Raw genomic sequence first — 13,344 nt, forward strand, 5'->3', positions numbered from 1 at the left:
CAGGAGGTTGTTTGCGAATCGCCATGGATCGGCTTAGAGCACCCTGGGCGACAACGACCATTGCCAGCACGCCGACCACTCAATAGAACCACTTGGCACCAACGGTGGCGTCAGCGATCCCCACGTCACGCCGGCAGTGGAGACCTAATTGAGAAGGCGTGTGCCTGCAAAAAATCCAACAACTGGTGCGAGAGCTTGCCCTAAGCCCGGCCTGCTCCCAGCCGGTCGCCGGAGTCGCTGGATAAAGCCCTATATTTGCGCGGCAATTGCTTTTCCTTCATTGCCTTGTCGGCTAGCAGCGGCCGTTTCACGACGGGGAGCCAAGCACATGGCCTGTGGGTGCATTTTAGCGACCGCCAGCGCGACCAACCGTTTTTGGTTCGTCCGTTACCTCTGACAGGTTTGCAAAACTCCTCACCGACAGCTACGTCTTCGGTCCGAGAAGCAGGACGACGTAGAAGATTGCTTGAACAGCGTGGCGACTCTTGCGGACCGCTCTAGTGGGCGCTTGATCGCTGCAACTGGGCATTATCTCTGACAGTGAGGGGTTGCTCCCACCAATCTTCCACGCTGCCGTCTCGGCCGTGCAGGCGCAGTCCCAACCAGTGCGTGCCGGGCGGCAAGGCGTGGGCGTCGAGCGTGGCGGTGAAGCCGACGTTGGGGTGCTGTGGGTCGTTGGAGATTTTCCAATACGGGCGCACGTCCAGCGCACTGCCATATTCGGCGTTCGCCACCGGGCGGCCGTCGAGTAGCAGCTCGACATTCGCCAGCCCGACGCCATCCTTGAAGGCCCAGCCGCGCACCTCAAACGTGCCGGACACCGAGACGTTCGGCAGCGGTGCGTCGATCCAGGCCATCGCCGGGGTCACGCACGGCCCGGGCTGGCGTTTTGCAGGCAGTGCGAACAGCAGGAAGCGCTGATAACCATGGTCGGTAGAGACCACCGTCGGTGGCGGTAGCGGGCCGACCATGTCGCAGATGGCGTGATAGCGCTTCAACAGATCGCGGTAGCGCTGATCGCTGGGCGAGAGCACCAGCAGCCGTGGCCCGGTGCGCGCGCCATCGCTGAGCAGGCCCCACTGCTGCAGCTGCGCGCTGCGCCCGTGCTTATCATTCAAGTCGGCACGCAGCACCTCGATCTTGGCGTCGTGCAACTGGAAGCCGAGCTCGGCGCCCACCTTGAAATTTTCTGCCAGCACGCGCGTGCCTGGCGGCATCTGCGCCAACCGGGATTTGACCGCATGCGCCAGATCGTTCCAGCCGGCGAAGTTGCGCGGGTAGTATTTTTCGCCAGCGGCATGGGCGCGAATCGACGGCACCGACACCGCCAGGTAGTAGCCGTATGCGCCGAGCATGCCGAGCAGCGCAAGCAGCCAGGCGGCACGCCGCAGCGCATGCGGCCACCGCATCAGGATCATCGGCACTGCCACCAGCAGCGCCAGATAGCCGGGCAGCGGCCAATGGAAGCTGATCCGCTCGGCATCGCTGAAGAAGCCCAGCACGAAGATCGCCACGGTCGAAATGCCGCCGAGCAGACCGAAATAGCGCCATTGCGCGCGCGAGCCGCCACCGCTGCGGGTGCCGGCCAGACCCACCTTGACCATCGCCCAGGCCAGTAGCGGCGTCACCGCCACCGTCTGGATCAGCAGGAACCACAGCCCGCCGATCTGGAACCGCCACGGGTGCCGGTCGACCAATTGAAAACGCAACCCGGCATCGTCGTGGTCGGTATTCCAGAACAGCAGCGGCAGCCAGCTCACCGCGCCGACGGTCAGTGCCATCCAGATGCGTGGGTCGCGCATCACCGCACGCCCCTGCGGGATGCACAGCAATGCAATGCAGCCCACCCCGATCACCCCGACAAAGCGGTAGTGGCTGAGTGCGCCGATGGCCAGGCCAATGGCGAGCTCCAGCGCGCTGGTGGCATCGACCTCGCGCAGCAGGCGCGCGCCAGCGTCCATGCACAACACCGCCGCCAATGCCATCGGCACATCCGGCACGGCCAGAATGCCCAGCGTGGCCGACAGCGGCATCAGCAAGGTCAGGCTGCCAGCTTGCCACCCCAGCGTGGAGCCGAACCAGCGCGTGGCGATATGCGCGATCAACCAGGGAATCAGCGCGGAAATGGCCAGAAACGGCAGCCGCAACGCCAACAGATGATGTCCGCCCAGCTCCACGCCCAGCCGCGCCAGCCAGGCGGTCATGCCCGGCAGATCCGAATACGCCGCCGCCAGATGCTGGCCTTCCTGCCAGTAGAAGGCCTCGTCGACGAAGAGCGGCAAGCGTGCGGCGATCAATAGCTTGACGGCTGTCGCCAGTGTCCACAGGATCACGAAGGTGCGATGTGCGCGTTGGTCCCCCTGCATTGCCCTGTGCACTCTTCTTTTCCACCTACGGAATTGTGATGTCGACACCGCTGCGTTCCACGGAAATGCTAACCGATGCGCTGCGCCAATCGCTGCGGCGCGCGCAAGACCAGGTCAATTCGCTGCTGCTGGGCAAGGCGCAGGAAGTGCGGCTGGCGTTCGTGGCCTTGCTGTCCGGAGGACATTTATTGATCGAGGACCTGCCCGGCCTGGGCAAGACCACGCTCGCCCATGCGATGGCCTCCAGCCTGGGGCTGGGCTTCCAGCGCGTGCAGTTCACCTCCGATCTGCTGCCGGCCGATGTGCTGGGCGTATCGGTATACGACGCTGCCTCGCGGCAGTTCCAGTTCCACCCCGGACCGGTGTTCACCAACGTACTGCTGGCCGACGAGATCAACCGGGCTCCGCCGCGTACGCAAAGCTCGCTGCTGGAAGCGATGGCCGAGCAGCAGGTGACGCTGGATGGCGTGACGCATGCCTTGCCGGAGCCGTTTTTCGTGATTGCCACGCAGAACCCGGTCGATCTGTCCGGCACCTTCCCGCTGCCGGATTCGCAGCTGGACCGCTTCCTGCTGCGGCTGAGCCTGGGCTACCCCAGCGCCGATGCCGAGCGTGCGCTGCTGTCGGGCACGGATCGGCGCGAACTGATTGCCCAGGCCGCCCCGCAACTGAGCGACGCCGACGTGGTCGCGCTGCGCGGGGTGGTCAACCAGATCCATACCAGCGATGCGCTGATCGGCTATGTGCAGGCCCTGTTGCTGCGTAGCCGCCAGCATGCCGGGGTGCGCGTAGGCCTGTCGCCACGCGCCGGTATCGCCTTGCTGCGCGCGGCCAAGGCCTATGCACTGCTGCTTGGGCGCGAGCATGTGCTGCCCGAAGACGTGCAGGCGTTGTTTGTGGCCGTGGCCGGGCACCGGCTGGTGCCGGAAGCCGAATCGTCGTCCGGGCCGACACTGGCCAAGGCGTTGCTGCACAGCGTGCCGGTGGACTGACCCAGGTGCGTGCGCACCTGCGCGGCATCGTCCGCCGACTCAGCCTGCTGGTGCGGCCGCGGGGCGCGGAAGGCGTGCCGATCGTGCTGGATCGGCGGCGCATCTACGTGTTGCCGACCCGCTTCGGGCTGTTTGTCAGCGCATTGTTGCTGGCGATGCTGCTGGGCGCACTGAACTACAACAACAACCCGGCGCTGCTGCTGGCGCTGTTGCTGGCCACGGCCGGGATCGCCAGCAGCATCATGGCGCACCTGCAGCTGTCGGCGCTGCGTATCGAAGCGGTATCGGCCGAACCGGTGGTCGCCGGCGAGCCGCTGCGCATGCGGGTGTCGTTGGCGCGTCGCGATACCCGCGCGCGGCGCGGGCTGCGGCTGGATCATCTGGACAGCAGCGGCTTCTGCGCGTTGATCGAGCACGACATGGCCGAGGTCGATCTGCTGGTGCCGACCGAGCGCCGCGGCTGGCAGGATATCGAGCGCATCCGCCTGTCCAGCACCCAGCCGCTGGGCCTGGTGCGCGCCTGGTCGTGGGTCTGGCCGGAAACGCCATTGCTGGCCTACCCCAGGCCCGAACAACAGGGTCCGGCGCTGCCCGATGGGACGGGCTCGCCCAACAAGACGCGCCTGCATGCGCAAGGCGAAGAGCTGCACCAGCTGCGCCCGTATCGCGCTGGCGACGCCCCGCGCACGATTTCCTGGAAACACTCGGCCCGTCGCGACACGCTCCTGGTGCGCGAATACGAACAGCCACTGGGAGTCGACGTCACGCTGGACTGGCGTGCGCTCAATGCGCTGCCGTACGAGCGCCGCATTGCGCGCCTTGCCCGCTGGGTCAACCTGGCCGAGCGCGACGGGCGCCGTTATCGCCTGCTGCTGCCCGGCCAGCCACCGTTAGGTCCCGCGCAAGGACCGTCGCACCACCACCTGTGCCAACGCGCCCTGGCCCTGCTTCCGCATGACTGAGCCCGCCCTCCCGATCAGCCAGGCCAGCCGCGCCTGGGTGCTGGCCACCAGTTGGCTGGCATTGACGCCGCTGCTGTTGCAGTTGCCCGGCCTGCTTGCGGCCACTGTCGCCGTGGCCGCGGTGCTGGTCGGCGTGCTGAGCTGGCGCGGCACCTTGATGGCGCCGGTGCGGCTGTTGTTGGTGATCGCCATGCTGGCGGCGGTGTATTGGCAGATCGGCATGCGCTTTGGCCGCGACACCGGCTGCGCGGTGCTGGCATCGATGCTGGCGATCAAGGCCTCCGAACTGCGTACCTTGCGCGATGCACGCAGCCTGTTGGGTTTTGTGTTGTTCGCACCGTTTGCCGCCTTTCTGCTCGACCAGGGCCCGGCAACGATGAGCCTGGCATTGTTGGCAGTGGTCAGCGCATTGCTGAGCATGCAGCGGCTGGCCGACGAAGAACACCACGCCGCCACGCCGGCCCTGCGCCTGCAATTGCGTGGTATCGGCAAGCTGGTTGCCATCGGCGTGCCGCTGGCGCTGGCCACGTTCTGGTTGCTGCCGCGCCTGAGTGCACCGCTGTGGGGCGTGCCCGAGCGCGCGCTCTCCCGGCCTGGCCTGTCGGACAACATGTCGCCGGGCGAATGGATCGACCTGATGGCCGACGACAGCCCGGCCTTGCGCGTGCAATTCGCCGGCAAGGCGCCGCCACCGCAACAGCGCTACTGGCGCGGCCCGGTGATGTGGGACTTCGACGGCCGCACCTGGCAGCGCGCGCGCTGGACCGGCCGCGGCCAGCCCGCTTCGGTCACCGCAGGTCCGCAAACCTACCGTTATCGCCTAGATTACGAACCGACCGATCGCCGCCAGCTGGTGTCGCTGGATCTGCCTACCCAGGGCGTGCCCAACGCCGAGTTATCTCCGGACTACGAACTGTTCGCGCAACGGCCGTTGAGCGCACTGACCCGCTGGGACCTGCAATCGGCACCGCCAACGCGCTTCGATACCGATCTGCCCGATCAGTTGCGCAAGCGTGCACTTGCCCTGCCGCCCGGTTTCAATCCGCGCACGCTGACGCTGGCACGGCAATGGCGTCGCGAGGCCGGCGACAACGACGATGCGGTGGTGCAGCGCGCGCTGCAGTGGATCACCCGCGAATTCGCCTACACGCTGGACACGCCGCTGCTCGGCCGCAACAGCGTCGACGAGTTCCTGTTCCAGCAGAAGGCCGGTTTCTGCGAACACTTCAGCTCCTCGTTCGTGGTGCTGATGCGCGCGGCCGGCATCCCGGCGCGCGTGGTGACCGGGTACGCCGGCGGCACCTACAACCGGCTGGGCAATTACTGGGTGGTACGCCGCATGGACGCGCACGCCTGGACCGAAGTCTGGCTGGCCGGGCGCGGCTGGGTACGCGTGGACCCCACTGCCGCGGTGGCGCCGGAACGCATCTACGACACGCTCGAAGATCGCCTGCAAGCCGGCAGCGGCAACGACTTCGCCGACCTCGGTACATGGGCCAGCCTGGGCCAGGTCAGCGACTGGCTGCGGCGCGGCTGGAACGAGCTGGTGCTGTCCTTCGACGCCGACCGCCAGCAACGGCTGCTGCAACCCTTCGGCATCGATCGCCTGGACACCTCGCAACTGGCCGCCATCTTCGGCGTGTTCGCGGTGAGCGCGCTGGCGTGGATGGGCTGGCTACTGGCACGTGGCGAACGTGAGCGCGATCCGTTGCTGCGCGCCTGGCACCGACTGAGCCGCCGCTACCGCAAGCTCGGCCTTGCCCGTGAACCGCACGAACCGGCCGGTGTGTGGGCGCAACGTGTCGCCCGCGCACACCCCAATACGCCACTGTTGGCACTCAGCCAACGTTTCGCTGCCGCGCGATACGCTGGCGCTGATTCGGACAGCGCCACTCTCTTGAAAGATTTGCTGCAGCATCGCCCGCGAACCGGAGCTTCCTCATGAGTACCCGTTTTCTTGTTCCTCTTATCGCTGTGCTCGGGCTCGCAGCCTGCGCCACCGCCCCCAAGCCGCTGCAGGGCCAGTTCCCCGCGGTCAGTCCGAGCGATTCCACCGCCAGCGCGCAGGTCGGCACGTCCGTGCGCTGGGGTGGCAAGATCATCAAGACCACGCCTGGCCAGGGCCAGGCCTGCTTCGAGCTGATCTCGCGCCCGCTCAATGCCAGCGGTCGTCCCGACCGTAATGCCGTGGATGCCAGCGATGGCCGTTTCCTGGCCTGCCGCTCGGGCTTCTACGATCCGGCGGTGTTCGAGCCGGGCCGTGAAGTGACCTTCATCGGCAAGATCGACGGCTACGAAACCACCAAGATCGGCGAGTACGACTACAAGCTGCCCAAGGTCAATGCCGATGTGGTCTACCTGTGGCCGGTCGTGCGCGACGTGGAAGTCGTGCCGGCTTACCCGTATGGCCCGTGGGGCGATCCGTGGGGTCCGCGCTGGGGCGGCGGTTGGGGCTGGGGCCGCGGCTGGTGGTAATGCGCCGCTAACCTACGTTACTCGCAAAAACGCCGCTCGCAGGGAGCGGCGTTTTTGTCTCTGCGCGACGATCGCCGCCTGACGCGGCTTGCGCGCCACGCGTGATCCAACGACGCATCATGGCGTGCCGAAGCGGCCCAGCGGCGCACCGGCCAGCAGATGCAGATGGATATGGAACACCGTCTGGCCGGCATGCTCGCGGCAATTCATCACGATGCGGTAGCCGTCTTGCGCCAAGCCTTGCGCACGCGCATAGGTCGCCGCCGCGATTGCCAGCTTGCCAACCAGCAGCGCCTGCTCGGGTGGCACATCGTCCAGGGTGGGAAAGGCATGCTGCTTGGGAATGAAGAGCACATGCACCGGCGCCTGCGGCGCGATGTCTTCGAAGCCCAGCACCTCGTCGTCTTCATAAACGATGGTGGCCGGAATTTCGCGACGAATGATTTTGCCGAAGAGGGTGTCAGTCATAGACGGGATTCGGGATTCGGGATTGGCCAAAGCTTACCGCGCGTGCTTCTGACTTTGCTTCTCCGATTCCCTATTCACCATTCGCGATTCCCCGCCCTCAAAGCACCTCACTGCGGGTGCCGAAGGCATGCGACAGGGTGCCCCGGTCCACATACTCCAGCTCGCCACCCAGCGGCATGCCCTGGGCAAGCCGGCTCGGGCGTACTGCGTGCTGACGCGCCAGTTGCGCCAGGTAATGGGCCGTGGCTTCGCCTTCGACCGTGGCGTTGGTGGCGATGATCATTTCGGTCACTTCGCCGGCAGCCAGCCGTTCGCCGAGCCGATCCAGCCCCAGTTCGCGCGGGCCGATGCCATCCAGCGGCGACAGGCGCCCTTGCAGAATGAAATACAGCCCGCGGTAGCCGGTGGCGTGCTCGATCGCTAGGCGGTCGGCCGGCGACTCCACCACACATAGCTGCTGCCGATCGCGGCTGCTGCTGGCGCAAATGGTGCAGATTTCAGATTCGGTGAAATCGCGGCACTGCACGCAATGCCCGACCTTTTCCACCGCGTTGCCCAAGGCCGCGGCCAGCCGACGCCCGCCCTCACGCTCGCGCTCGAGCACGTGATAGGCCATACGTTGCGCCGATTTCTGGCCTACGCCGGGCAATACCCGAAAGGCCTCGATCAGTTGTTCGAGCAGAGTGGACATTGGGTCGGGAATTGGGAATCGGGATTGGGGAATCGCAACAGCAAAGCCAGCTCGCTCTACGATTCCCGATTCCCTACTCCCGATTCCCCGCCTTTCAGAACGGCAGCTTCATGCCCGGCGGCAACTGCATGCCGGCGGTCGCCGAGCCCATGCGATCCTTGGATTCGGCGTCGATCTTGTTGGAGGCGTCGTTGAAGGCGGCGGCGATCAGATCCTCGGCCATCTCCTGGTCGGAGAGGATGCTTGGGTCGATGCGCACCTTGCGGCACTCCTTGGCGCCGGTCAGCGTCACGCTGACCATGCCACCGCCAGCGGTGCCGGTGACTTCCAGCTTGGCCAGTTCTTCCTGGGCGCGCTGCAGGTTTTCCTGCATCTTTTGCGCCTGCTGCATCAGTTGGGCAATGTTTCCACGCATGGGTCGTCACTCGTCGTAAGGGCGGATGGAATCGGGCACGATCCGCGCGCCTTGCTGCTGAATCAGCAGCTGCACCGTCGGGTCGTTCATGAAGGCTGTTTCGGCCGCGCTCTGGCGCTCGCCTTTCTGGCGGTTGGCACGCTCATGCAAGGTTTCGACATCGGCACTACCGGTTTCGATGACGATGCGCGGCGGATTTCCCAACACCGGTGCCAGCGCCTGCGCAAGGTTGGCGATGGAGCGCTCGGAGTGGAGATATTCGAAGCCCGGCGCCAGCGCCAGCCGCAGCACGCCATCGCGATGGCCGATAAAGGCGGCGTTGGCGGCCAACTGGCGCGACGGGCCATTCAAGCCACTGCGCGTGACCAGTTCCAGCCATTGCTCGGCATCGGCGATGCGGCCGTCATCGAGCAGGGCCGTCGCGTCGGTTGCCGAGTCCGATGCGGGCGCTGCCGTTGTCGGTGGCGCAACCAGCGTTGACTCTTCAAATGATGAGGGATCGACCAGCGCGGTCGGCAAAGACACGACAAGCGAAGCCGGAGCTTCAACCGCAGCGTCAGACGCAATCGCATCGGGCTGCGCGAGCTCGGCGGGTGCAGACGGCGGAGCCATCGCCGCTTCGGGCGCAAGCACGGCCATGGTGTCGTGCGCCGGCGCGGCCTGCGCCCGCACCGGTGCATCGTCCACGGCCCACGGCGGCGTGTCGTCATTACGTGCACTGGCTGCCGACGCGCGGCCGGCCGGAGGAGGCGCTTGGGAGGGAAGCATGACGACAGGAGCCGCAGCCGGAGTCGGGATTGCCTGGGTCGCTGATGCCGGCAAGGACGCCTCCGCTGCGGCAGCAGGCATCGTAGCGGTCACCGCAGCAGGCGCGGCCACTACGGCGGGCGCAGCCGTCACCGGCGCTACCGCTGCCGGCGCAGCAGCCTGACCGCCGGCAGGGGCCGAACGCGCGCTACCGCCTGCGCTGGCGCCGCGCCCGTCATCCGAGCCGCCAGCGGGCACCGCCGCTGCGGGGCGGAAGGCAAGCATGCGCAGCACTGCCATTTCGAAACCGGCGCGTGGACTGGGCGCCAGATACAGGTCGCGCCGCCCGTTGAGCGCCATCTGATACCACAGCTGCACCACTTCCGGTCGCAGCTGCGCCGCAAACGGCGTCGGGTCGATGCCGTCGCCGACAAAGGCCACCGACGGCACCAGCTGCTGCACCTGCACCCGGTGCAACGCCTCGGCCAGGGCCTCCAGCACGCCGCTCCAATCGGGCGAAAATTCGGCCAGCGCGGCCACCACCTGCAACAGGCGCGCGCCATCGCCATCGGCCAGCGACTGCAGCATCGCGCCGACCTGGGTGCGGTCCACCGTGCCGAGCATCGTGCGCACCACATCCTCGCGCAGCGCACCGCCGGCGTAGGCAATCGCCTGATCCAGCAGCGACAGGCCATCGCGCAGCGAGCCGTCGGCCGCCTTGGACAGCTGCACGATCGCCGACGGGTCCGATTCGATCTGCTCGGCGGCCAGGATGCGAGTCATCTGCCCCTGAATCTGGTCTTCGTCCAGGCGCTTGAGGTTGAACTGCAGGCAGCGCGACAGCACCGTCACCGGCAATTTCTGCGGGTCGGTGGTGGCCAGCAGGAACTTCACGTGCTCGGGCGGCTCTTCCAGGGTCTTCAGCAGCGCATTGAACGCCGCCTTGGACAGCATGTGCACTTCGTCGATCAGGTAGACCTTGAACTTGCCGCGCGAGGGCATGTACTGCGCGTTCTCGATCACCTCGCGCACATCGTCCACGCCGGTGTTGGACGCGGCATCGATCTCCAACAGGTCGATGTAGCGCCCGGCGTCGATGTCCAGGCAGGCCGGGCACGTCCCGCACGGATCGGCACTGGTGCCGGTCTCGCAATTGAGCGATTTGGCGAAAATGCGCGCAATGGTGGTCTTGCCCACGCCACGGGTGCCGGTGAACAGGAACGCGTGATGCACGCGCCCACTGTCGAGCGCGTTACTGAGCGCGCGGACCACGTGTTCCTGGCCTACGAGTTCGGCAAAACGCTTCGGGCGCCACTTGCGGGCGAGAACAAGATAAGACATCGGGCAACCGGCTTTGTTTGAGCCGATATTGTGCCACGCCCGGTCTCAACGACTGCGGCTGGAAGATTCAGCTTGTGATACGGGCCGGCGACCGCTAGAATTTGCGGCCCTGTTCGACCACAGTCGTGCAGGCACGGAGAGGTGTCCGAGTGGTTGAAGGAGCACGCCTGGAAAGTGTGTAAGCGTCTAAACCGCGCTTCGGGGGTTCGAATCCCCCTCTCTCCGCCAGAATACGCAAACCCCTGAGAAATCAGGGGTTTTTTGTTAGCGTAAAAACTGGCTGCAGCTGCGCACGTCGGAACACACGACACTTATGCGCATTCCTCATCATCTCGTTCGAGCTCCCTCCGGACTCTGGTCCTACCGCCAACGTGTCCCGGTCGATTTGCAGCCCATCGTGGGTCGCCAGACCTTTAAACGCACCCTGCACACCTACGACATGCGGGAGGCGAGATTGCGCGCGCTGACCCTGGCTGCCCGGTATGCTCAGGTCTTCACTGTGTTGAAGGAACGACGCATGCAAAACCGAGACGACGACTTGGACGCGCTCCTGGCGCGCTTGACCGGCACCCGTCCGCAGGAGCTGACGCTGAATCGGACGCGCTCTCCGGATGGGTCGATTACCGAGCAATGGCAGATCGACACCCCCGAGGACGTCACGCTCTACCAGCAACTTATGGCGCTCACGGCCCCGCAGCCCAGCGCGTTGGGAGAGCTGATTCACCAGCATGTGCCGCCTCTCCCCACGCCGAGGCGGGTAACCAGACCCTCCCTCGAATCAATCACGCTCGGGAAGGCCCGAGACGCCTGGCTGAACAGCCTCAAGGGCAGCACCTTGCCCAAGACCTGGACCATCAAGCGGACCGCTGTCGAACTGCTGACCAGCTTTCTCGGCGATAAGACCAAGCTGCACACGGTCACCCGTTCGGACCTGGCCCGGTGGTATCAAGACATGCGCGACAAAGGCGCCTCCACCCCGACACTGACCAATAAGCAGAGCTATATCGGCGGCAAGGGCGGGTTCTTCGAATGGGCCCAAGCGTCCGGCCACTACCCCCGGGGCGACAACCCCGCCTCCGGGCACGTGAGCTACTCCACCCGGGAAAAGCGCGCTCGGCGCAAGTTCGGATTCAAAGCCTACGACGCCCACCAGGTCCAGGCCTTGTTCGCGCCGGCCGCCTTCGAAGCATTGCCCTTGGCCGCGCGATGGGCCTCCCTCCTCGGGCTGTATACCGGCGCCCGCGCCTCGGAGGTCGGCCAACTGCTGACCGCCGACGTGGTTACGGATGGTAATCCCCCCACAGGTTAGCTGACGCCAGAAGTGGAATTTTCTCGTACCCTTTTCCGAGGAGGTTCCATGAAGACATCCCGCTTCACCGACAGCCAGATCATTGCCGTCCTCAAGCAGGCCGAGGCCGGCACGCCCGTGCCGGAGTTGTGCCGGGAACACGGCATCAGCTCGGCGACGTTCTACAAGTGGCGCAGCAAGTTCGGCGGCATGGACGCATCGCTGATGTCCCAGCTCAGGGAGCTGCAGGACGAGAACCGGCGCCTGAAGAAGATGTACGCCGATGCCCAGCTCAGCGCCGACCTGCTGAAGGAGGCGATGGCAAAAAAATGGTGAGGCCATCTCAACGCCGGGAGATGGCCCGATGGGCCGTAGATGGTGGCCACACGAACATCCGGCATGCCTGCCGGACCTTTGCGGTGAGCGAGACCTGCTTTCGCTATCAAGCCAAGGCCAGCGAGGAGAACGCCCGGATTGCCGATTGGCTGGTGCGGTTGACCACAACCTATCGTGATTGGGGGTTCGGCCTGTGCTTTCTGCACCTGCGCAACGTGAAGGGCTTTGGCTGGAATCACAAGCGGGTGTACCGCATCTATCGGGAGCTGGAGTTGAACCTGCGGATCAAGCCGAAGAAGCGGCTGGTGCGCGAGCGGCCAGAGCCGTTGGCGGTGCCGGAGACGATCAACCAGGTCTGGTCGATGGATTTCATGCACGACCAGCTGGCCGACGGCCGCAGCTTCCGGTTGTTCAATGTGCTCGATGACTTCAACCGTGAGGGTCTGGGCATCGAGGTCGACTTATCGCTGCCATCGGCCCGGGTGATCCGCTCGTTGGAACAGATCATTGACTGGCGCGGCAAGCCAAACGCCATTCGCTGCGACAACGGCCCGGAGTACATCAGCGGCGCGCTGCTAGCTTGGGCACAGCAGCGCGGGATTCGGATCGAGCACATCCAGCCAGGCAAGCCGCAGCAGAATGCCTATGTCGAACGTTACAACCGCACCGTCCGCTACGCCTGGCTGGCCACAACGTTGTTCGACACCATCGAGCAGGTTCAGGACAAGGCCACGCGCTGGCTATGGACGTACAACCATGAGCGCCCCAACATGGCGCTCGGCGGTATCACGCCAGCAATGAAATTGGCGATGGCCGCCTAGCTCCACTTTTGGCGAACGCTCAAAGCGGGGGGATTACCCCACGACAGGATTTCCTCTGCTCGACGGCCGTCAGGCCCAGCCTCAGACCAGATTTTTGTGGGCGTTGGCCGTCAAGTGTGACCGAGCTCTACATTCCAAAATTACGACTGAATTTAGGTTTGACGATAGGAGGTGGCGGGGGTGAACCTGCCATGGCAGGGGATTAAAAAGGGGTTCTTGACGATTAAGACGATTGTGATGGCTGGCAGCCTAGTGCTCGCAGGATATGTCGGACAAGCCACTGCGAATGACATCCACTTCTGTGATGCCTGCACACAGGCGCAACGAGGAGCGCTTGCAAATCAGCTGACTTCGGGTCTCGGTCAAGCCTACATCGGTGATCGTTCGACCGGCATTCCATACCTCTACACGGTCAATACTGTAAACGGTCCCGTCTCTGTGG

General features: G+C 65.2%; 10 protein-coding genes, 1 tRNA gene and 1 pseudogene. 7 read left to right on the forward strand and 5 right to left on the reverse strand.

The genetic code is table 11. The features are described 5' to 3' along the window. Positions 1–497 precede the first annotated feature (497 nt). Positions 498–2,366: a glycosyltransferase family 39 protein gene (locus tag ACCQ03_RS12860; protein ID WP_057677876.1), complete on the reverse strand. Its 1,869-nt coding sequence runs from the start codon at positions 2,364–2,366 to the stop codon at positions 498–500. A 38-nt stretch (positions 2,367–2,404) separates the two neighbouring features. Between ACCQ03_RS12860 and ACCQ03_RS12865 the strand changes: the two genes are divergently transcribed. Genes ACCQ03_RS12865 through ACCQ03_RS12880 form a run of 4 tightly spaced genes read left to right on the forward strand, consistent with a single transcriptional unit; the run spans position 2,405 to position 6,795 of the window. Next, a complete protein-coding gene (locus tag ACCQ03_RS12865) occupies positions 2,405–3,358 on the forward strand; it encodes an AAA family ATPase (RefSeq protein ID WP_057677877.1) in 954 nt (317 codons plus the stop codon). Between the two features lie 5 nt (positions 3,359–3,363). After that, positions 3,364–4,320: a DUF58 domain-containing protein gene (locus ACCQ03_RS12870; RefSeq protein WP_057677878.1), complete on the forward strand. Its 957-nt coding sequence runs from the start codon at positions 3,364–3,366 to the stop codon at positions 4,318–4,320. Then, a complete protein-coding gene (locus ACCQ03_RS12875; RefSeq protein WP_057677879.1) occupies positions 4,313–6,265 on the forward strand; it encodes a transglutaminase TgpA family protein in 1,953 nt (650 codons plus the stop codon). The genes ACCQ03_RS12870 and ACCQ03_RS12875 overlap by 8 nt, the downstream gene beginning before the upstream one ends. Continuing rightward, positions 6,262–6,795 carry a Slp family lipoprotein gene (locus ACCQ03_RS12880; RefSeq protein WP_372359819.1) on the forward strand — a complete coding sequence of 178 codons (534 nt, stop codon included), beginning with the start codon at positions 6,262–6,264 and terminating at the stop codon, positions 6,793–6,795. The genes ACCQ03_RS12875 and ACCQ03_RS12880 overlap by 4 nt, the downstream gene beginning before the upstream one ends. Before the next feature lie 117 nt (positions 6,796–6,912). Here the strand turns inward: ACCQ03_RS12880 and ACCQ03_RS12885 are convergent, their stop codons facing one another. From ACCQ03_RS12885 to dnaX, 4 genes are all read right to left on the reverse strand, one after another. Continuing rightward, positions 6,913–7,263 (reverse strand): histidine triad nucleotide-binding protein, encoded by a 351-nt coding sequence (locus ACCQ03_RS12885; protein ID WP_057677880.1) that lies wholly within the window; start codon positions 7,261–7,263, stop codon positions 6,913–6,915. A gap of 97 nt (positions 7,264–7,360) precedes the next feature. Beyond that, the gene (gene recR / locus ACCQ03_RS12890) at positions 7,361–7,954 is read right to left on the reverse strand and encodes a recombination mediator RecR (protein WP_011346623.1); all 594 of its coding nucleotides are present in this window, start codon (positions 7,952–7,954) and stop codon (positions 7,361–7,363) included. Between the two features lie 94 nt (positions 7,955–8,048). Continuing rightward, positions 8,049–8,369 (reverse strand): YbaB/EbfC family nucleoid-associated protein, encoded by a 321-nt coding sequence (locus ACCQ03_RS12895; RefSeq protein ID WP_005913896.1) that lies wholly within the window; start codon positions 8,367–8,369, stop codon positions 8,049–8,051. 6 nt (positions 8,370–8,375) lie between these two features. After that, positions 8,376–10,457, reverse strand: a complete 2,082-nt coding sequence (dnaX, locus tag ACCQ03_RS12900; protein WP_150145627.1) for a DNA polymerase III subunit gamma/tau — start codon at positions 10,455–10,457, stop codon at positions 8,376–8,378. Positions 10,458–10,592: 135 nt separating this feature from the next. Between dnaX and ACCQ03_RS12905 the strand changes: the two genes are divergently transcribed. The 3 genes and pseudogenes from ACCQ03_RS12905 (at position 10,593) to ACCQ03_RS12915 (ending at position 12,902) form a co-directional block, all read left to right on the forward strand. Next, positions 10,593–10,685: transfer RNA gene (locus ACCQ03_RS12905), tRNA-Ser, on the forward strand. A gap of 85 nt (positions 10,686–10,770) precedes the next feature. Beyond that, a pseudogene (locus ACCQ03_RS12910) lies at positions 10,771–11,754 on the forward strand (DUF6538 domain-containing protein); the annotation flags it as partial. Between the two features lie 60 nt (positions 11,755–11,814). After that, positions 11,815–12,902 (forward strand): IS3-like element ISXcd1 family transposase gene (locus tag ACCQ03_RS12915; RefSeq protein WP_223842567.1). Its coding sequence is split into 2 segments (ribosomal slippage): positions 11,815–12,067 and positions 12,067–12,902, totalling 1,089 coding nucleotides; the frame shifts between segments, so codons are not numbered across the junction. The last annotated feature ends 442 nt before the right edge of the window (positions 12,903–13,344 follow it).

The sequence above is a fragment of the Xanthomonas sp. NCPPB 3569 genome, assembly GCF_041475645.2.
Taxonomy (GTDB): Bacteria; Pseudomonadota; Gammaproteobacteria; order Xanthomonadales; family Xanthomonadaceae; genus Xanthomonas; species Xanthomonas phaseoli.